The following is a 19,262-nucleotide window of genomic DNA, read 5'->3' as shown; positions in this document are numbered from 1 at the left end:
TCTTCGAGATGCCCGAGAGCCATGGATCTGGACCAGTTCGTCCACCCGGCGTGGGCAGACGCCGATCCAGGCCTCCTAAATGAACGCGATGAGCGCCTTAGATTGTGACTAGCCGAATTCTATGTCGGCAGGGCGCATGTTCCGGCAGCAAGCGTCGGCGGGGGGCGTCACGCTCCGGATGCGCAGAATATCCTGCGAAAGATGGCGGAACTTCCAAACATCCTGCTGGTCCGATCCCAGCGATCTGACATTTCGGCGCGACTTCGCCGGAGTAACATCAGCCTGTGATCGTTCCGAACCGGAGGACAGATGCGATCCCAATCCGGACTGCCATTATCTCATGTGATGATGCTGATGCTGACGCAGACGCTCGGCTGGGGTACTTCGATGTCGCTCATCGGAGTGTTGGCCGCGCATATCCGCGCCGATCTCGACCTCTCCAGCGCCGCAATCTTCGGTGGAACGACCGTCATGTTTCTGACCGGAGCGTTTCTGGCCCCCATAGCCGGAGGGCTGGCCGATCGCTTCGGCGGGCTGCGCGTGCTCTGCTACGGGACGCCGGTCCTGGCTGCGGCGCTGCTGGTGCTGTCCGCCGCCAATGGCCCGACTGCGTATTATGCGGCATGGGTGCTGTTCGGTTTCGGGATGCATTTCGGGCTGGGCACGGCCACCTATAACGGCGTTGCCCAAACCGCCGGAAAAAGCGCCTACCGCGCCATCGGTCTGTTGACGCTGGCGACCGGCCTGTGTTCGACGATCTTCTGGCCGCTGTCGGAAGCGCTGCTTGGCCTGATGGACTGGCGTCAGCTGTGCCTGCTCTACGCCACCGCAACCATGGTGATCGCCTGGCCAATACATATTTGGCTGGCTGGGCGCCACAACCCGATGCGGGAGAATGCGAACCAGGACCAGAGCCGCGCCAGTCCAGCCCATGTTCCCCCCGAACTCGCTGGTCGGGCGTTCGCATTGCTCATGACAGTGCAGGTTCTGACGGCCTCCTTGACCACAGGGATGGCCATTCTTGCCATCGATATCTTTGTAGCGCTGGGAACGTCGCGGGCAGAGGCCGTATTTGCCGGCTCGCTCATAGGTCTTGCCTATCTGGTGAGCCGAGGCGGCGACACTTTGCTCGGCAACCGACTGCCGCGGATCAGGCTGGCCCGGTTCGTACATGCCGCCCTACCATTGAGCCTGCTCCCACTGCTCGTCTGTGCGGTGCTCGCCCTGCCCGTGCCCGGCTGGCTCGCAGCGGTCGCGGCGGTCTGCTACGGACTTCCCGCGGGGTTGCTGGGCATTCTCCGCCCGGTACTGCCGTACCACATCTTCGGATCCTTCAACTACGGCCTCCGGCTCGGCCGGCTCGGTCGAGCCGGCGATCTGGCGAATGCCGCAGTACCCGCCGCATTCGCATGGGTCATGTCCCGCTCGGCAGAGGCTGTGCTCTGGCTCGGGTTCGGTATGGCGGTTGTCGCCTTCGTCGCCCTGATGGTGCTCAGCCGTATCATCTCGCAAGGCATAGGTCACCGGCATTACAACAGCACCGCTTGAGGCACCGATCAGTCTCAGCGGAACGCTCCGGCGACGGCAGGTGACACTGTGGCGAGGACTCCCCTGTTGAGGTCGTCGGAGAATGCCGAGTGGCAGAAATGACGATGGTGATGAAGCCTTCGACACCACGTTCGAGGGCGAGAATGAGTTCTACGCCTCCAATACCATCGCCCATTGCTATGCAAAGAAGCCGATCAAAGTTATCCGCAACCGGCACATATTGCCAAACCGCTGGGGCATCTGCAGGGTGTTGTTGTACCCTCTCCAGGAGGATAGGATAATTGGATGAACGACATCATCAAAGTTCACGAAAGCCACCCTCGGATCGTCAAGCGGCTGAAGAGGGCCGGTGGCCATCTGCGCGGCGTCATCGAGATGATCGAAGCCGGCCGACCCTGTCTCGACATCGCCCAGCAGCTCCATGCCGTCGAAAAAGCCATCGCCCATGCCAAGAAGACCCTCATTCAGGATCACCTCAATCATTGCCTCGAAGAGGTTGTGGGACCGCTCGCGCGCAGTCGGCGGCGGTCGATCGACGAGTTCAAGGAAATCGCGAAGTACCTCTAGATGCTGGCGATCCTGAAGAACCGCACCTATCGCCATCTCTTTCTTGCCCAGGTCGTCGCACTGGTCGGCACCGGCCTTGCAACCGTCGCCCTCGGCCTGCTCGCCTTCGAACTGGCTGAGGCCGATGCCGGCGCGGTGTTGGGGACGGCGCTCGCCATCAAGATGATCGCCTATGTGACGGTTGCCCCGATCGCCTCGGCGTTCGCCGAGCGCGTGCCCCGGCGCGCCATGCTGGTCGCGCTCGATCTGGTGCGCGCCGCCGTTGCGGTGCTGCTGCCTTTCGTTACCGAGATCTGGCAAGTCTATGTCCTGATCTTCGTGCTGCAATCGGCCTCGGCCGCCTTTACGCCCACCTTCCAGGCGACGATCCCCGACATACTTCCCGACGAGCAAGAATACACGCGCGCGCTGTCGCTCTCGCGCCTCGCGTACGATCTGGAAAGCGTGGTCAGCCCGATGCTGGCGGCGGCACTCCTCGCTTTCATCTCCTTCCACAACCTATTTGCCGGCACGGTGATCGGCTTCCTGATCTCGGCGGCGCTGGTGGTGTCGGTCGTGTTGCCGAGCCCGAAGCCTTCACAGCCGCGTGGCATCTACGACCGCACGACGCGAGGTACCCGCATCTATCTGGCGACACCGCGCCTGCGCGGGCTGCTCGCCATCAACCTCGCCGTCGCCTCGGCCGGCGCGCTGGTGATCGTCAATACGGTGGTCTACGTGCAGGCCGCCTTCGGGCTCGACAACCGTGCGACAGCGCTGGCGCTGACGGCATTCGGAGGCGGCTCGATGGTCGCGGCATTGGGCCTACCGAAGCTGCTGGAAGTGGTACCGGACCGAACGGCGATGCTCGCGGGCGCGTCGGTCCTCTCAGTGGGAACGCTGGCAGCGGGTGCGCTGCCCGATTACGGCTGGCTGCTGCTGCTTTGGTTCGTACTGGGCCTCGGCTATTCGACGGCGCAGACGCCATCTGGACGGCTGCTCAGGCGTTCCGCAAATCCCGAGGACCGCCCGGCGCTGTTCGCAGCACAGTTCGCGCTCTCCCACGCCTGCTGGCTTATCGCCTATCCGCTTGCCGGCTGGGCCGGCGCGGCCCTCGGTCTGCCGCTCGGGGCGATCATCCTCGCCGCTCTGGCCGGAGCCGCTGTCGGCATCAGCATTGCGGTCTGGCCCGCCGACGACCCGGAGATCGTTGAACATCGTCACGACGAGCTTCCTCCAGATCACCCACATCTCGCCCGCGCCGGTCGCCCGCATCACCATGCCCATGCCTATGTGATCGACGATATGCATCTCACGTGGCCGCGAAAGCGCTGACCCAGAAGTGGAGGACATACTCTCACTAGGCGGACTGTCGCGGTCGCTTTCGTCGGCGCTACCATCCTTCCGGCTCAATCCGAGGCCGTGCTGGTCGCGCTGCTCGTTTTCGGCGAGCTTCGCCACCACTGTTGGTGATCGTTGCGACAATCGGCAATGTCCTGGGCTCTGTCACCAACTGGCTGCTTGGGCGGTGGATCGAGCACTACCACGACCAACGCTGGTTTCCGGTCACCGAACAGGCTCTGGACTGCGCGACAGGATGGTCTAGACGCTGGAGCTGCTGGAGGCTTCTGCTCTCCCGGGGCGCCAATAGGGGGCGATGCTCTGACAGTGGCTGCGGCGTGTTGCGCGAGCCGTTTTGGAGCTTCTGCTGCTGGTGACGATCGCGAAGGCCGGGCGCTATATCGCGCTGGCAGAAGTTGCGCTGCGGGTTCTTTGACCTGACGCATCTATCGGGAACCTCTAACCACTCCAGTGCGAAATCTATCCCGCTTTCTCCCATCACACCGGCTCGGTCGCCGCGGGGTTCCCGAGACAGATGCGGTCATTGCAGCCGCTGGTTCCGACACTCCCTGAGCGGCCACGCCGTCAGACGGTCAGCCCCGGCGGAAACTGACCGGAAGCTGTGGCGGCATGCGGCGGATCACGAGATCATCTTGCCATCCTGAAGAGGCCTTCGCGTGCTCTCCGTTCCAGTCGCGGGAGGGAGAGCGGGGCCGGGAGGAGTGCGGCCCGGCCGGGGCGCAGAGAGAGTGCCGGCGGGCAGACAGAATGGTGAGTGCCGCGTGACCTTCGCCGTCGGTTTACGCACGACCGTGATTAGCAGGTTCGATAACGCAGTTCCTTCTTGCGGCAGGATGCGGCGCTTCAAGAAGACATAGTCTTCGCAGTCTCCTACGTTGTTCGGCTAGGTCCAATACTCGTCCTTCCCGAAAGCGTCGAAGCCGCTCATCGGCTTAACGGATTTTTTGACGGATGACGTAATGGAAGCGAGCCTCAGACGAAATTGTCGGTCATTCGTGCCGGCTCGTCGTTCTCCGAACGGCTTGCGCATTCGGAGGGGATCCTCTTGCAGAATTCGTAGCCCGATTGTCTGCGACGTCAGATCTCCGGTTAGCATGGGTCCCGAGTGCGCAATCGCCTGACCGCGGGGCAAGGCTCACTCCGTGCCGTCGGCAGCCTTCGCGTAATTTGCGCTCCAGAATCCGGCGCTTGCGGGCAGGTGCCCGCAAGCGGTTTCTCCCCCAGGCGAGCCTGATGGAAACATCAATGAGCCAGTGTCTGCGGCTCATATCCTGCGGCGCGGATCGTCTCGGCCGCGACAGCCGCATCGCCCGCGACCGTAACTTCTCTTTTGTCGAGATCGATGCCGACGCCGACGCCGGGCATCATCTGATCGAACGCCTTGCGGATGGTTCCGGCGCAATGGCCGCAGGTCATTTCGGCTACCTTGAAAGTCGTTCCCTCGACCTTTTCGTTCGCCGTCTGCGACGTGTGTTCGTGAGTGCTGCACATAGTGCTTCTCCTTTTTGAATCTCTGCAGTTTTTCCAATCTGCACGTTTCCAACGTTGTAAGGTCAAGCGCAATTTTGGTTTGCTGCCACATATCGCCTGACCTGCCAGCGGCTACGGTTTCAGGGCTCGATTCTCGAACCCGCGCGCACGTTTCCGCAGGATGGCAGGCCTTTGCGCGCCAGCGCCGCCCGCGGCGAGATCCCGGATAATCGGGCAGTCCGGACGGTCGTCGCCGTGGCAGTTTTCGGCGAGATGGCGCAAGGTGCTCGCCATTGCCTGCAACTCCAGCATCTTGGCTTCCAGCGCCTCCACCTGCTCCAGCGCGATGCGTTTCACATCAGCTGACGCTCTGTCGCGATCGCGCCAGAGAGCCAGGAGTTCCCGCATTTCGTCGATCGAAAAGCCGAGGTCGCGCGCCCGCCGGATGAAACGCAACGTGTGGGTTTCGCTCTCCGAATAGACGCGATAGCCCGATCCCGTGCGCAAGGCCGCATTGATCAGGCCGATGGATTCATAATGCCGGATCATCTTGGCGGAAACGCCCGATGCGGCCGCTGCTTCTCCGATGTTCATGGCTCTCTCCTGATGCTCTCGCGACCATGCTCGGCCGATCGTGGCCTCATTGAATCGCGTGTTCCGGGGTGAAGAAGACGTCCGCATGGATGTCGGCGGCGCGAAGGCCGTGTTCCAGCAGCATCGGCCCGGCGGCATCCACCATTGCCGGAGGGCCTGCAAGATAGGCCTTCCAGCCATCGAGATCGCCCAGGTCGGCGGCGACTGCGTCGGAGACATAGCCCGGCCGGAAGCCTGAGCCCGAATCCTCCGACAGGACCGGCACGAAGCTGAGATTGGAATGTCTCTCCGTCAACGCGGCGAAGCGGTCGAGCAGATAGAGGTCGCGTTCCGATCGCGCGCCGAAATAGATGCGGATAGGTTGGCCCATGCATTTGGCAAGCGCGGTCTCGGCCACAGCCTTGACCGGCGCCAGTCCCGAGCCGCCGGCGATGCCGAGGATCGGGCCGGAATGCTTGTCGCGCAGGAAAGCTGAGCCGAGCGGACCTTCGATGGCGACCCTGTCGCCAATTGCGGCGCGCGCCCAGATCCGCTGGCTGGCCGTGCCTTCGGGGACGCGTCGGACATGGAACTCGACAAGCTCCTCGTCAGGCCGGCTGGCCAACGAATAATCACGGGAAGGCGCGCCGGGATAGAATAGGCGGGCATACTGCCCGGCTTTAAAGGTGAAAGCGGCGCGATCGTCGAGCCTGACCCGAATCAGCTTGATGTCGTGGGTCGCATCCTCAACTTCCGCGATGGCGCCTTCGAACCGGCAGACCGGGATGTCGGCGATCTCGTCCGCGCCGCCGAGCCATGCGACGGTGGCGTCGGTGAGCGGCTGCGCCCGGCAAGCGAGGATCAGCCCATCCGTCCGTTCCTCCGGGGAGAGCGCGAACGGCGTGTGCGGCAGCAGATCTACCTCGCCGGTGACCAGGCGCGATTTGCAGGAACCGCAACGTCCCGATTTGCAGCCGTGCGGGTAAGGAATGCCGGCAGCTAGCGCGGCGAGGAGAATGGTCTGGCCGCCATTGACTTCGAGGCTGCGGCCGGCCTGCGGAATGAACACTTTCGGCATGGAAGCAACTCCTTTCAGTCGGCCTGGACGAGGCCGAGAGCGGCCGCGACCCGGGGTTTCTGTTGCGGGAAAGTCCCGTAGAACACCTCGCCGCTGACGATGGTGATCGGCGCCACGCGCACGCCGGTGCGGCGCTTGGCCTCCTCGGCGATCGCCGGATCGCGAAGGTCACGCTCGACGAAGGGAATGCCCTCGCCTTCGAGCCACGCTTTCAACGCGCGGCAATCGGGGCAGGTCGGAGTCGAGAAAATCTCGATCCAGGGATGATGATGGCTGGACATCGCTTTGCTTTCGAAATCGAGTGCTGGGGATTGGGGAGCCGCCCGGAGGCGGCACCGGATTCATTCAGCGGGGGCGAGGCGCGCCTCGCTCGCCTCGGGGACGCTTTCGCCGCGCCCGAGCGGCTGGCGGAAAGCCTTGAGGCGCAGGGCGTTCGACAGGACAAAGATGCTGGAGAACGCCATCGCGCCAGCGGCGAGCATCGGCGACAGCAACAAGCCATAGGTCGGGTATAGCAGGCCGGCGGCGACGGGGATCAGCACCACGTTGTAGGCAAAGGCCCAGAACAGGTTCTGCTTTATGTTGCGAATCGTCGCCTTGGACAGCGCGATAGCGTTCGCCACGCCGCGCAGGTCGCCCGACATCAGCACTATGTCGGCCGATTCGATCGCCACATCGGTGCCGGTGCCGATGGCGATGCCGACATCGGCCTGGGCCAGTGCGGGCGCATCGTTAATGCCGTCGCCGACAAAGGCAATCTTGCGCCCGTTGGCCGCGAGCCGCTTCACGGCGTCGACCTTGCCGTCGGGCAGCACCTCGGCAATCACTTCGTCAATCCCGAGTCTTTGGGCGATCGCCTCGGCGGTGCGGCGGTTGTCGCCGGTGATCATTGCGACCTTCAGTCCCAGCGCATGCAGCGCCTTGACCGCTTCCGGCGTCGTTTCCCGAACCGGATCGGAGACCGCGATGATTGCCGCCAGCTTGCCGGCGATCGCCGCATAAAGCGGCGACTTGCCCTCTTCGCCCAGCCGGCGCGCCGCTTCGGCAAACACCGTCAGATCATGGCCGAGGCGCACCATCAGGCGATCCGCGCCGACGTCGACCTTGCGGCCCCCGACCGTCGCCTGCACACCGTAGCCCGGCGTGGCTTCGAAGCCACTGACACTTCGTAGCGTCAGCCCCCGACGCCCGGCCGCCTCGACGATTGCTTCCCCGATCGGGTGCTCGGAACGCGTCTCGACCGATGCGACGAGGGCCAGGACTTCGTTGTGGTCCAGCCCTTTGACGGTGACCAGGTCGGTCAGCTCCGGCCGGCCACGGGTCAGCGTGCCGGTCTTGTCGACGGCGATCACTTCGGCGTCCCGGAGCGTCTGGAGAGCGTCCCCCTTGCGAAACAGCACGCCCATCTCGGCGGCGCGGCCGGTCCCGACCATGATCGAGGTCGGAGTGGCGAGCCCCATGGCGCACGGGCAGGCGATGATCAGCACCGCCACGGCGTTGACGAGCGCGAAGGTCAGCGCTGGCTCTGGCCCGAATACCAGCCAGACCACGAAGGTGAGTGCGGCCGCCGCAATGACGGCAGGCACGAACCACATCGTCACCTTGTCGACGAGCGCCTGGATCGGCAGCTTCGCGCCCTGCGCCTGCTCCACCATGCGGATGATCTGCGCCAGCACGGTGTCCGCACCGACCTTGGTTGCCCGATAGGAAAAGCTGCCGGTCTTGTTGATGGTGGCGCCGACAACCTGTGCCCCTTCGCCCTTGGAGACGGGCACGGGCTCGCCGGTGATCATGGATTCATCGACGAAGGACGAGCCCTCGACGACCTCGCCGTCGACCGGCACCTTCTCGCCCGGCCGGACCAGGACGATGTCGCCGACCCGGACCTCCTCGATCGCAAGTTCGAGGCTCTCGCCGTCGCGGACGATGCGGGCGGTCTTCGGCGCAAGGCCGACAAGCCGTTTGATGGCTTCGCCGGTGCGGCCCTTGGCTCGCGCCTCCAGATAACGGCCGAGCAGGATCAGCGTCACGATCACGGCCGCCGCCTCGTAGTAGACGTTCGCCGTGCCGGCCGGCAGGGTCTGCGGCGCAAAGGTGGCGACGACCGAATAGCCCCAGGCGGCGATGGTGCCGAGCGCGACCAGGGAGTTCATGTCCGGCGCGAAGCGGAACAGCGCCGGGATGCCTTTCCGGTAGAAGCGCAGGCCGGGCCCGAACAGAACCAGGGAGGCGAGCGCGAACTGGGCAAACCAGCTCTGCCGCATCCCGATATTGTTCATGACGAAGTCGTGAATGGCGGGCACGAAATGCGAGCCCATTTCGAGCACGACGATCGGCAGCGTCAGCGCCGCCGCCACAGCGAGGCTGCGCTGCAGCCGCGTCATCTCGACCGCGCGGGCTTCCTGCTCCCGATCCCCGGTCTCGGTCGAAGCAACGCGCGCTTCATAACTGGCGGCGCGAATGGCGCCGATCAGGTCGCCGACGTCGACAACGCCGCGCAGATAGCGGACGGCCGCGCGTTCCGTGGCGAGGTTGACCGATGCCTCGGCCACTCCCGGCACTGCCCGCAACGCCTTTTCGATCCGGCCGACGCAGGAGGCGCAGGTCATGCCTTCGACGGAGAGTTCGATAGTGTCCTCGGGCACGGCATAGCCGGCTTCGGCGATCGCATTCACGACTGCTCCGACGTCCGGCGCTCCTGCGAAGGTAACATCCGCGCGTTCGGTTGCGAGATTGACGGATGCCTTGGACACCGCTGGTAGTTTGGCGACGGCGCGTTCCACCCGGCCTACGCAGGACGCGCAGGTCATGCCCTCGATTGAGAACTGGCGAACGGTCCCACCGGCCGTGACGGGTGAAGAAATGGTCATGATGCAACTCCGGTCCAAACGGTGATGCATGGACGTTTGCACCTTCCCATCACTGGAAGGTCAAGCGTTATTTTGCACAGCCGCATATTTTCTCATGGGAGGTTCAGTCCCGCGCATTTTTCACTTGACCTTCCCATCGTTGGAACCAGTAGCCCGCAAGAGATGTGAACGCTGCAACCCTTTGCCCGTTCGCCCTTATGGCACCGATCCGGGATGCAACAGATGAAACATTTATCGCGCCGTCAGTTCCTAGCCACGTCCGCCGCAACAGGGGCGCTTGCCGCCGCACCGGCGCTGCTGCTTCCGGCGCGGCCGGCCGCTGCGTCTTCGTATGCCACGATCACCGCGGGAACGCGCGTGATCGAAGTCAACGGCCGTGCCGCCACCGTTTTTGGCCTAACCCAGCCAAACGGCGGACACGGCCTCGTCATGAATGCTGGTGAGCGCCTCCGCGTGCGGCTCGACAACCGCACCGGTGAGGACACCTTGATTCACTGGCACGGTCTGACTCCACCTTCGCGGCAGGATGGCGTGGCGGGCATTTCGCAGGATCCAATCCCCGCGGGAGGGAGTTATGACTATGATTTCGCTGTCGGCATCCCGGGCACCAATTGGATGCACTCGCATCTGCGGCTGCAGGAACAGAGGCTGCTGGCAGCTCCCCTGATTGTGCGGGACCCCGCGGAAGCAGGGGAAGACGTCCAGGAAGTCGTGGTCCTTTTCCACGACTTTACGTTTCGGGATCCGGAGGAAATCCTGGCAGAACTGAGACAAGGGGGGCACGGGGCGGCGCCCACCGTGGGCTTGAGTTCGGGTGGTCACGGAGGTCACGGCGCCCCGGCGGAAGCTGCGACCGTGCATGGTGCGCACGGGATGCAGGGAGCGCAGGCACAGCCGGCGCCGACGGCAGTCGCGGCGCACCTTCAGGACGTGAAATACGACGCGCTGCTTGCCAACGACCGCACGCTCGCTGATCCGGAAGTATTTCGGGTGGACCAGGGCGGCCGCGTGCGGCTGCGCCTCATCAATGGCGCTGCCAGCACCAATATGTGGATCGATCTCGATTCTCTTCGTGGAAGGCTGATCGCGGTCGACGGCATGCCTGTCCGGCCGGTCGAGGAATCGCGCTTCGAATTCGCCGTCGCCCAACGGCTGGATATTCTCATCGACATTCCGCGGGAAAATGCCGCATGGCCGATCTTTGCGACAAAGGAAGGCGGTCGCGACCGTACCGGCGTGGTGCTCGCAACCTCAGGCGCGAAAATCAGCGCCCTCGCTGCAGCCGCCGATGCAGATTTCCCCGCCGTCGGGGTCGATCTGGAGCGGCGGCTGCAGGCCGCAAACCCGTTGCAGGACAGGCCTGCGGACCGCCAGCACACGATGATGCTCGGCGAGGCTACAGGCTATGTCTGGACGCTCGACGGCAAGGTGCATGGCGATGACTCGCCCCTGCCTGTTTCCGAAGGCGAACGGTTCGAACTGACCTTCATGAACCACTCGACCATGTCCCATCCGATGCATCTGCACGGGCATCATTTCCAGGTTGTCGCAGTCAACGGGAGTCGCATCGTTGGCTCGTTGCGCGACACCGTCTTGGTGCCGGCGACGGGGACGGTCGCTGTCGCGTTCGACGCCCGCAACCCCGGAAACTGGGCGCTTCATTGCCATCACCTCTACCACATGGCGGGCGGCATGATGACATCCGTCAGATATACCTGACCTGGGCCGGGAGCAATTCGCTTGGAACACGGCCTTATTTTGGAAGACCGGAAGATCGTCCTGAGACCGACACCGCAAACGCCGACCGAAGCCGTCGAGGTTATCCGGCGTCAGGCGATCGTTCCAGTCGAACTGACGCAGTAACCGGCCGGAGTCGGTCGCCGAAGACCGACAAAACCGCTCGGGGGGCGGAGTTATCTGTAGACATGAACATATATTCATGTATTGAATTGATAGACGCATCCCCTTAGCCGACGCACCCCTGAACTTGCCAAGGAGTCAATCGATGAGCAACACGACAGCCGGAGCATCCGCCGCTACGCCGCTTACCCACGATCACGACCACGACGACGGCGGCCACGAGGGACACGGGCATTCGCACACGCATTCCCATGCGCACGGGCATCATCATGGGCACGGGCATGACCATGGGCACGGGCACAGCCACGCCCCGGAGGTGACGTCGCAGAACGAGCGGGTGGTGCTCATCGGCTTCCTGCTGACCTTCGGCTTCATGTTCGCCGAGATTGTCGGCGGCCTCTTGTCCGGGTCGCTCGCGCTGATCGCCGACGCCGGGCACATGCTGACCGACGCGGCGGCACTGGCGCTCGCCTGGGCCGGCTTCCGCTTCGGCCGCCGGATCGCGGACAAGAAGCGCACCTTCGGCTATATGCGCTTCGAGGTGCTGGCGGGCTTCGTCAACGCGGTCTCGCTGCTCTTGCTCGTCGGCTGGATCGCCTACGAGGCGGTCGAGCGGCTGATCACCCCGGCACCCGTTTTAGCCGGCCCCATGCTGATCGTGGCGGTGCTCGGCCTCGCGGTGAACAGCGGCGTCTTCTACATGCTGATGCGCGGCGACCGCGACCACGTGAACATTAAGGGCGCCATGGTGCACGTGCTCGGCGACCTGCTCGGATCGGTGGCCGCCATCGTCGCCGCCATCGCCATCTGGTTCACCGGCTGGACGCCCATCGACCCGATCCTGTCAGTCCTGCTCTCCGCCATCGTGCTGCGCAGCGCCTGGGGCCTGCTGAGGTCCTCCATGCACATCCTGATGGAGGGCGCGCCTCTCGGGTTCGACCCCGGGGTCATGCGCGACGGTCTGGTTGAGGGCGTGCCGGGGCTCGCCGATGTTCGCCACATCCACGTCTGGTCGATCACCTCGGGACGGGCCACGGCCACGATGCACATCGCGTTGGACGAGGCCGCCGATCCGGCCGTGACCGTCGGTCGCCTCAAGGCAAAGCTGGCCGAGGACTACGGCGTCGAACATTCGACGATCGAGATCGACTGGACGGGGTCGGAAGTCGCCTGCTCAATGGCCGCGGCCCTGAAAGCGCCGGGACACGACCACCAAGGCCACGATCATCGCGTCGACCATGCGGCGCACGCCCATCACGATCACGATCATACCGGCGACCACGCGGCGAGAGCACACCACGACCACAACCACGCGGATGCGCCAGACGCGCCCGCCAAGGCAGGTGGCGGGCACAGCGGCAGCGGGCATGCCCATTGAGCGTCGACCTGAAAGAGATCGACGTCCACCCGATCGCCGAGATGTTCCGGCTTCTCGGCGATCCGACGCGCCTGCGCATCCTGCTCGCCTGCCTCGACGAGCCGCGCTCGGTTGGCGAGATCGCGGCGCATGCCGGCGCCTCGCAATCGCTGGCGAGCCACCACTTGCGGCTGCTTCGCGGCGCGTGGCTCGTGAAGGGCACGCGCGATGCGCGGCAGGTCTTCTACCAGGCGGCCGATCAGCACGTCCGCCACATGCTCGCCAACGTGATCGCCCATAGCGTCGAGGAGGTCCACGACCCCTGACGTGACAGCTTGAGCCGCCGCGCCCCCGTCAGTTGGCAGCCAATTGCTCCCTGGGCAGTTAACCTGCGAGCGCAATCAGGGAGTCCGCGGCGCAGGCCGAGACGAAGCAGCTCGAAACCTCGGGGCTCACGGCGCGCCCAATCCCCCGAGACGACATCGGCTAGCTGCACGAGCTCTCTGTCGGAGTGGCTTGGCCGCACCGGGCCGAGGACTGGCTGCCTCCTGATCGACTTCGGCCGTGGCATCGTCGCTTGCGACGAGATCGGTCGGGTCGTCGGCTCGGCCATGTGGTTCCCGACTGCTGGAGGACCGTATCGCTCTTTCGAGTGCCCGCCGCTGACGACTGCTGTATCGCGCGGAACACGTTGTTGCCGGAGAGCACTCCAGTACGGCGGAAAATCCGTCGGGGCAGGCCTTGTCGGTGCGAAGCTGATCAGCGGTGGGACGCCTTTGCGCGGATCTGCGCGTCGGCCATGTAGAGGACCTGCAGGGAGATGCCCGAACTGTCGAAGACCGTGATTTCGCTGTCGAGGCGGCGTCCGGGCGCACGCTTTTCAATGACGTCGCCGATTGGTGTTACCGCAAGCACGCCGGCGTCGATCTCGTCGCGCAAATGTTGGAACTCGCCGATCTGGACGGACTGGGAAAGCAGATCACAAAACAGACGTGCTTGGGAAGCCTTACCAAGGCCACTTGGCCCAAGCATGCCGTCACCACATTCATTCTCCTCGCAGTCCTACTCTTCGCGCGGCGCGCCTGCGCGCTGACGGCGTTGAGGCTCGGTGAGAACAAGGCGGCCAGCTTCGGCGTCAAAGTCGGCTGTTTGCGGCTTGAGACGCTGATGCTGGTGAGCCTCAGCTCAAGGCGTGGCCGGCCAATCCATAAACCCACGGCCCATTGTCTTCCCGGCTCAGAAACCGGCGGCCCTTGGACATTGTCGTCACGGTCTCGGCAATGCCGAGGCCGCTCTGCTGAAGAAACTCGGCAAACACGCCATCCTTCTCGCGCGTATCGACGCGGGCGAACCGTCCTGCCAGAGCTTTTAGATGTACCGCTGTGAGATGGACCGCGTCTTGATCGTTCCGCGCGACCATGGGGCCGATCACGTGGCCACGCCCGAACTCGCGACACATGGAGTAGCCGACGATCTCGCCGCCGCGACTCAACGTATAGATTGAGGCATCCTCTGAGAGCAACGCAAGTAACCCCGCACGATTTGTCCCAAGCGCACGCGCGTCCAGCTCGGTGATCTCACTGAGTCTGTCGCTGGGCAGTTCACTCAATTCACCGTCCAAAGCTGGCATCGGCAGCAGTGTTTGAGGGACCTGTCCCTGGCGCATATAGACGATCGCCTCGCTCGTGAAGTCGAGCGAAACGTAGAGTGGATAGGCAGCATGGGTTGCGTTCAGGGCCAGATTGCGATCTCCGCACTGCTCGAGGACCAGGTCCATAAGCCATCGGCCACCTCCCTGCGCCTGTACGCGGGGCGTCGTGATCACCAGGCCAATCGTGGCAAAGTCGTCCCCGTGGGGAAACCACATCGCGCTCCCGAAAACGCGCCCGATACCATCAACGGCAACGATGCCGTGACCGGCGCGACGCAGCACGTCCCAGTCCTTGGGTCGATGCGGCCAGCCGACCGAGATCGAGAGCGCATGCAGCAGATCGACGTCGACATCATCAATGTCGCGCGCGACCAATTCGAAGGACTTCAGGCGCACTGATCTCCGCATTCGTCGATCCGCTCCTTCACCGAGTGCCCAAGGCACGCGGTTTTGATCCTGGCGCCGATTGCCATGTTTGCGACAGGCCTCTTTTGCCGCAGCTTTACAGGGGAAAGCCAGCAGGTTTCGCTGGTTCGAGGCGTTTTTTCGCAATCTTCAGCCAAAGCACGACGCGATTCGGCAGGTAACACTGCTGCCTAGGGATAGGCTGGTCGCACCGGTGACAATGTGCAAGCAGAGCGGACCGCCATGAACGTGGAAGAAATCCTCGCAACCCTGACGCGGCGGAATATGCAATGCGCGGCAAGAAAGGGATGGGTCTCCATGATGTCGTCCCACGGGCGGAAGAGCGCTTTCCAGCAGGTCAGATGTTCAGCCTGCGGGACAACATCCACAACCTCGCCTTGAAGGGCGTGTCCACAATTGCCGAGACATCGTCAAGTCGGTGTCCGGCGACCTGGAATTCAAAGACGCTGTAAGATTGGCACTCGGTGGAAACAACTGTAATCTCCTCGCCAAGGAGGTTGCGGAAAGCATCAGTATGAGAATTTCGGCGAATAATCCAGGAACAACCTTTCCAAGCGAGTATTGTTCAGAACTCAAAAAGCTAAATCCTTGAATCCCGGGGTCAGATGTTATGTCCGATCAACTTTCCAGATGATGAGTCTAGGTGAAAACTCCATGGCAGCGATTATCGTTCTGCGAGCAGGCGCCGGATTTTCTGCAGTGCAATCTCAGCCGGCTCCTCGCGATCAATCGTTCCGGAAAAGCTGCCGCTTCGGTCGAAAAGAAGCACACTCGCAGTGTGATCCATCGTGTAGTCGCCGTCCTGCGTCGGCACCTTTGCATAATAAATCTTGTAAGCCTTCGCGAATCTGGCGAGTTCCGCCGGCTCGGCCCTCAATGCGATAATCCTGTCGTCGAAGGACGAGATGTATTGCTTCAGGATGTCAACGGTATCCCGTTCGGGATCAACTGTTACCAGGAATCCGCGAAGATCGTCCGCCTCGGCGCCGAGCGCGTCGAACCAGGATGACATTTCCGCAAGGGTGGTGGGGCAAATGTCGGGGCAGTTCGTGAAACCCATGAACATCAGCCATCCCTTGCCCGCGTAGCTCTGTTCCGTGACCGTTTTGCCTTCGTGTGAAACCATATTGAATGGCCCGCCGAGCGCCAACTGGCCCGTTTGCGTATCAGAACGAGCCAGGGAATTATCCCTGGAAGCTGTTCCCGCGACCAAAAGATAAATCAGCAGCAACGACGCCGCAGCGATCAGGGTCCAAATCGCCTTCCGAAATGTTGCGATGCTCATTGGGTATCGTCCTCACCATGATGATGGTCGGTAGGGCGCGTCCCAACGGGACGTAGAAGAGCGGTCGCCGATACGGTGGTGCCATCGCGAAAACTCAGCGACAGGTTCACCGCGTCACCAGGGCTGAGGTCGATCTGCGGGTCTTCCACCATCATGTGAATCCCACCGGGCTTCATAAGCAGTTCGCTGCGTCCTGGGATCCGCAAGCCTTCGTTTATAGGCCGCATTTTCGCCACGCCGTCGACGATCTCGGTTCGATGAAGGGAGACGCTGCCAAATGCAGCGCTTTCGACGGAGGCAAGGTCAGCCTGCTGCTGCGTGCCGTTCCATACCGTAACATATCCGGCCATCATGCCTGCGCCGGAAGGGGCAAGGATGATCTCAGCGTGCTCGACCACGAGTCCGTTTTCCGCAGACGCATGGGTCTTGGGTTCTATGCCGAAGGCATGCGCCATGGCCCAAATTGCGGCCACCGCAACACAGGCGAAAAATGCAGAGGCACGTCGAACCATTTGAAGATCCTCCTGATGGCGCGCAGCCGATCGTTACGTCGGACAGGCAGTCGCGGTTCGACAGCCCATCATTCTCTCTTTGCCCTATGACAATGCCCGGCGATGCACCGTCAACGTGGCAAATCGCGCGGTCGTGCCGGTCTTTCCGAAGCGTTCAGCGTGGATCACCCCCCGATTAGCGGCGCTGGATCTCGATCGGGTAACCGCCAGCTTCACTGCGGCAAATCCTCCTAAGCGGCTGCGATCGATTGACGAAATTCAAGGCAGCCGCCATTTCTCTAGTCACCATAGGAATTGGAGACGGATATGCTCACAATCGGCGACCTTTCCCGAAGGACCGGGGTGAAAATTCCAACGATCCGCTATTACGAGCAGATGGGCCTTATGAACCCCGCCGAGCGATCGGAGGGCAATCAGCGCCGCTACACGCGCCAGGAACGTGAGCGGCTTTCATTCATCAAACACGCCCGCGAACTCGGCCTGACGATCGAAGCGATCCGCGAACTGATCGATCTCAGCGCCCATCCAGAGCGGCCTTGCTCGCAGGCCGATCGTATCGCGGCCGAGCAGCTTGTCGCTGTCCGGGAGAAGATCGAGAAGCTTCGGCGATTGGAAAAGGAGCTGGAGCGTATCGCGACGCATTGCGCCGGCGACCAGGTCAAGGATTGTTACGTCATCAGGGCGCTGGCGAACCATGAGCTTTGCGAAGGGGACCATTAGCCCGCCAGGAAATCGATGAGCAGCTTGACATTGAGCGCGGCAATAACGACCGCGATGAAGGCAGCGAGTACGACTAGCCAGCGCGGCGCCACCAATGCGCCCATCTTGGACTTGTCCGCAGTGAACATCACCAGCGGGAACACGGCGAAGGAGAGCTGCAGCGATAGCACCACCTGAGTGAGGATCAGGAGCTGCGCAGTGCCACTCTCGCCATACCAGATAGTAACGATCGCTGCTGGCACGATGGCGATGGCGCGGGTGATCAGGCGGCGCATCCAGGGCGGCAGCTTGATATGCAGGAAGCCTTCCATGACGATCTGGCCGGCGAGCGTCGCAGTCACCGTCGAATTGATACCGCAGCACAGAAGCGCGACGCCGAACAAAGTCGGTGCGATGGCTAGGCCAAGCAGCTGCGCCAGCAGCGAATGCGCCTCGCCGAGCTCGGCCACACTGGTCTGGCCGGTGACATTGAAGGTGGCGGCGGCGAGGATCAGGATCGACGCGTTGATGAGGAGCGCGAACATAAGCGCCACGGTGGAATCGATGGTGGCGAACTTCAGAGCCTCGCGCTTCTCCTGAAGGCTCTCGCCATAGGCGCGGGTCTGAACGATGCCCGAGTGCAGATAGAGATTGTGCGGCATCACGGTGGCGCCGAGGATGCCTAGCGCCAAGTAAAGCATCTCGGGATTGGTGACGATCTCGGTGGTCGGCGCAAAGCCGCGGATCACCTCGCCCCAGTTCGGATCGGCAAGCGCAATCTGCACGGCAAAACACGCTGCAATGACGCCGAGCAGCGTGATGATCAGCGCTTCCACCCAGCGGAAACCGAGCTTTTGCAGGTAGAGGATGAGGAAGACGTCCAGCGCCGTGATGATGACGCCGAGTTCGAGCGGGATGCCGAAGATCAGGTTGAAGCCGATCGCCGTGCCGATGACCTCGGCGATATCGGTGGCGATGATGGCAATCTCGGCCAGCGCCCAAAGCATATAGGCGACCGGCTTTGGAAACGCGTCGCGGCAGGCCTGGGCGAGATCGCGTCCCGATGCAACGGCGAGACGGGCGCAGAGCGATTGCAGGACGATCGCCATGATGTTGGAGACGAGCGCGACGACGAGCAGCGTATAGCCGAACCTGGAGCCGCCGGCGAGCGAGGTCGCCCAGTTGCCGGGATCCATGTAGCCGACGGCGACCAGATAGCCGGGGCCGACAAAGGCAGCGGCGCGTCGCCAGGCGGAACCCGACTGCCGGACTGCGATGGTGCGATGGACGTCGGACAGCGACGCCTCGCCACCGGCGCGGTTCCAGCCCAATTTCTCAACACGTTGATCCACTTTTCCGTTCAATCGCAGTTGCAACGCATTTGCAAATATGCGCAACTCGCCGGCCTCACAAGAGAGAGGCCCAGCACCAGACGGTCACAGCGGTCGCCAATTGCCGGTGGAAGCGGTGAGTGCGGACACCTCGGCTGCCGACGCAAGCTGCTAGTTGCTCTCCGTGTCATCCTTTGGCCGAGCAGGGCTCGTCGTTTTTGTCTGGCCTCGCGATCTCTGCTGAAGAAATGCCCGGAAAGCTTCCAAAGTCTCAGCGCTCACGTGATGCTCGATCCCTTCAGCATCAATCCGAGCAGTTTCCGTGCTGATCCCAAGCGCGCAAAGGAACGATTCGACAATTTGGTGTCGGGCCCGGCTTCGTTCGGCGAGCAATTTTCCTTCCGCCGAAAGGAACACGCCACGATAGCGACGCTGCTGGATCAGGCCATCGGCCGCCAACCGCTTCAGCATCTTCGCAACGGTCGGTTGCGCTACTCCCAGCCGCTGGGCGATATCGACCTGGCGCGCCTCGCCGTCATGGTTGATGAGGTCGGCGATCAATTCGACGTAGTCTTCCACCAGTTCGCTGCGCCGGTTGCTTCTTGTTTGGCGGAAACTTTCGACTTGCGTGCCAGCGTCAACCAAAGCGCCAGGGTTTTCGCCGGAAACCGCATTATCGACCATGCCTCATCTC

The 19,262-nt window shown here is 62.9% G+C and carries 20 protein-coding genes and 2 pseudogenes; 10 read left to right on the top strand and 12 right to left on the bottom strand.

All coding sequences use genetic code 11. The features are described 5' to 3' along the window. Window positions 1–309: 309 nt before the first annotated feature. The 3 genes from BQ8482_RS27085 (at window position 310) to BQ8482_RS27070 (ending at window position 3,429) form a co-directional block, all read left to right on the top strand. On the top strand, window positions 310–1,548 hold the full coding sequence (locus BQ8482_RS27085) for an MFS transporter (protein WP_123150400.1): 1,239 nt from the start codon (window positions 310–312) through the stop codon (window positions 1,546–1,548). A 285-nt stretch (window positions 1,549–1,833) separates the two neighbouring features. After that, entirely contained in the window at window positions 1,834–2,115 is a 282-nt protein-coding gene (locus tag BQ8482_RS27075) for a metal-sensing transcriptional repressor (RefSeq protein ID WP_123150398.1), read from the top strand. After that, the gene (locus BQ8482_RS27070) at window positions 2,116–3,429 is read left to right on the top strand and encodes an MFS transporter (RefSeq protein ID WP_123150397.1); all 1,314 of its coding nucleotides are present in this window, start codon (window positions 2,116–2,118) and stop codon (window positions 3,427–3,429) included. A gap of 646 nt (window positions 3,430–4,075) precedes the next feature. Here the strand turns inward: BQ8482_RS27070 and BQ8482_RS40730 are convergent. The 6 genes from BQ8482_RS40730 to BQ8482_RS27030 form a co-directional block, all read right to left on the bottom strand. Next, window positions 4,076–4,303, bottom strand: coding sequence for a hypothetical protein (locus BQ8482_RS40730; RefSeq protein WP_123150396.1), 228 nt, complete (start codon window positions 4,301–4,303; stop codon window positions 4,076–4,078). Between the two features lie 395 nt (window positions 4,304–4,698). After that, the gene (locus BQ8482_RS27050) at window positions 4,699–4,947 is read right to left on the bottom strand and encodes a heavy-metal-associated domain-containing protein (RefSeq protein WP_123150394.1); all 249 of its coding nucleotides are present in this window, start codon (window positions 4,945–4,947) and stop codon (window positions 4,699–4,701) included. A gap of 111 nt (window positions 4,948–5,058) precedes the next feature. Then, on the bottom strand, window positions 5,059–5,520 hold the full coding sequence (cueR, locus tag BQ8482_RS27045; protein ID WP_123150393.1) for a Cu(I)-responsive transcriptional regulator: 462 nt from the start codon (window positions 5,518–5,520) through the stop codon (window positions 5,059–5,061). Window positions 5,521–5,566: 46 nt separating this feature from the next. Further along, window positions 5,567–6,577 (bottom strand): 2Fe-2S iron-sulfur cluster-binding protein, encoded by a 1,011-nt coding sequence (locus BQ8482_RS27040; RefSeq protein ID WP_123150392.1) that lies wholly within the window; start codon window positions 6,575–6,577, stop codon window positions 5,567–5,569. Window positions 6,578–6,591: 14 nt separating this feature from the next. After that, the gene (locus BQ8482_RS27035) at window positions 6,592–6,858 is read right to left on the bottom strand and encodes a glutaredoxin family protein (protein ID WP_123150391.1); all 267 of its coding nucleotides are present in this window, start codon (window positions 6,856–6,858) and stop codon (window positions 6,592–6,594) included. A 60-nt stretch (window positions 6,859–6,918) separates the two neighbouring features. Next, the gene (locus BQ8482_RS27030) at window positions 6,919–9,447 is read right to left on the bottom strand and encodes a heavy metal translocating P-type ATPase (RefSeq protein ID WP_123150390.1); all 2,529 of its coding nucleotides are present in this window, start codon (window positions 9,445–9,447) and stop codon (window positions 6,919–6,921) included. Between the two features lie 222 nt (window positions 9,448–9,669). On the opposite strand from BQ8482_RS27030, the gene BQ8482_RS27025 reads away from it, so the two are divergent. The 4 genes and pseudogenes from BQ8482_RS27025 to BQ8482_RS39595 all read left to right on the top strand — a co-directional run. Next, window positions 9,670–11,166: a multicopper oxidase family protein gene (locus tag BQ8482_RS27025; RefSeq protein WP_123150449.1), complete on the top strand. Its 1,497-nt coding sequence runs from the start codon at window positions 9,670–9,672 to the stop codon at window positions 11,164–11,166. 286 nt (window positions 11,167–11,452) lie between these two features. Then, window positions 11,453–12,685, top strand: a complete 1,233-nt coding sequence (locus tag BQ8482_RS27020) for a cation diffusion facilitator family transporter (protein ID WP_123150389.1) — start codon at window positions 11,453–11,455, stop codon at window positions 12,683–12,685. After that, the gene (locus BQ8482_RS27015) at window positions 12,682–12,990 is read left to right on the top strand and encodes an ArsR/SmtB family transcription factor (RefSeq protein WP_342210987.1); all 309 of its coding nucleotides are present in this window, start codon (window positions 12,682–12,684) and stop codon (window positions 12,988–12,990) included. Before BQ8482_RS27020 ends, BQ8482_RS27015 begins: the two co-directional genes overlap by 4 nt. Before the next feature lie 140 nt (window positions 12,991–13,130). Beyond that, window positions 13,131–13,287, top strand: a pseudogene (locus tag BQ8482_RS39595) (N-acetyltransferase); the annotation flags it as partial. A 136-nt stretch (window positions 13,288–13,423) separates the two neighbouring features. On the opposite strand, the gene BQ8482_RS27005 reads toward BQ8482_RS39595, so the two are convergent. Next, entirely contained in the window at window positions 13,424–13,603 is a 180-nt protein-coding gene (locus BQ8482_RS27005; RefSeq protein ID WP_244602979.1) for a hypothetical protein, read from the bottom strand. Between the two features lie 57 nt (window positions 13,604–13,660). On the opposite strand from BQ8482_RS27005, the pseudogene BQ8482_RS27000 reads away from it, so the two are divergent. After that, window positions 13,661–13,846 (top strand): annotated as a pseudogene (locus BQ8482_RS27000) (iron chelate uptake ABC transporter family permease subunit); the annotation flags it as partial. Here the strand turns inward: BQ8482_RS27000 and BQ8482_RS26995 are convergent. Continuing rightward, window positions 13,845–14,723: a GNAT family N-acetyltransferase gene (locus BQ8482_RS26995; protein ID WP_123150388.1), complete on the bottom strand. Its 879-nt coding sequence runs from the start codon at window positions 14,721–14,723 to the stop codon at window positions 13,845–13,847. The pseudogene BQ8482_RS27000 and the gene BQ8482_RS26995 overlap by 2 nt on opposite strands. 287 nt (window positions 14,724–15,010) lie before the next feature. Between BQ8482_RS26995 and BQ8482_RS37845 the strand changes: the two genes are divergently transcribed. Next, window positions 15,011–15,193, top strand: a complete 183-nt coding sequence (locus BQ8482_RS37845) for a hypothetical protein (protein WP_133254843.1) — start codon at window positions 15,011–15,013, stop codon at window positions 15,191–15,193. Between the two features lie 212 nt (window positions 15,194–15,405). Here the strand turns inward: BQ8482_RS37845 and BQ8482_RS26990 are convergent, their stop codons facing one another. Next, window positions 15,406–16,026, bottom strand: a complete 621-nt coding sequence (locus tag BQ8482_RS26990; RefSeq protein WP_123150387.1) for an SCO family protein — start codon at window positions 16,024–16,026, stop codon at window positions 15,406–15,408. After that, window positions 16,023–16,538, bottom strand: coding sequence for a copper chaperone PCu(A)C (locus BQ8482_RS26985; RefSeq protein WP_123150386.1), 516 nt, complete (start codon window positions 16,536–16,538; stop codon window positions 16,023–16,025). Before BQ8482_RS26985 ends, BQ8482_RS26990 begins: the two co-directional genes overlap by 4 nt. Before the next feature lie 306 nt (window positions 16,539–16,844). Here BQ8482_RS26985 and BQ8482_RS26980 point away from each other — a divergent pair, with 306 nt between their 5' ends. Continuing rightward, window positions 16,845–17,258: a MerR family transcriptional regulator gene (locus tag BQ8482_RS26980; protein ID WP_123150385.1), complete on the top strand. Its 414-nt coding sequence runs from the start codon at window positions 16,845–16,847 to the stop codon at window positions 17,256–17,258. Here the strand turns inward: BQ8482_RS26980 and BQ8482_RS26975 are convergent. Further along, window positions 17,255–18,589 carry an Nramp family divalent metal transporter gene (locus BQ8482_RS26975; protein ID WP_123150384.1) on the bottom strand — a complete coding sequence of 445 codons (1,335 nt, stop codon included), beginning with the start codon at window positions 18,587–18,589 and terminating at the stop codon, window positions 17,255–17,257. The genes BQ8482_RS26980 and BQ8482_RS26975 overlap by 4 nt on opposite strands. A gap of 150 nt (window positions 18,590–18,739) precedes the next feature. Then, window positions 18,740–19,252, bottom strand: a complete 513-nt coding sequence (mntR, locus tag BQ8482_RS26970) for a manganese-binding transcriptional regulator MntR (RefSeq protein WP_123150383.1) — start codon at window positions 19,250–19,252, stop codon at window positions 18,740–18,742. Window positions 19,253–19,262 lie beyond the last annotated feature (10 nt).

Source organism: Mesorhizobium delmotii (assembly GCF_900149755.1).
GTDB lineage: Bacteria > Pseudomonadota > Alphaproteobacteria > Rhizobiales > Rhizobiaceae > Mesorhizobium > Mesorhizobium delmotii.
The sequence above is the reverse complement of the archived record's forward strand: the minus strand, read 5'-3'. Positions and strand labels throughout refer to the sequence as shown.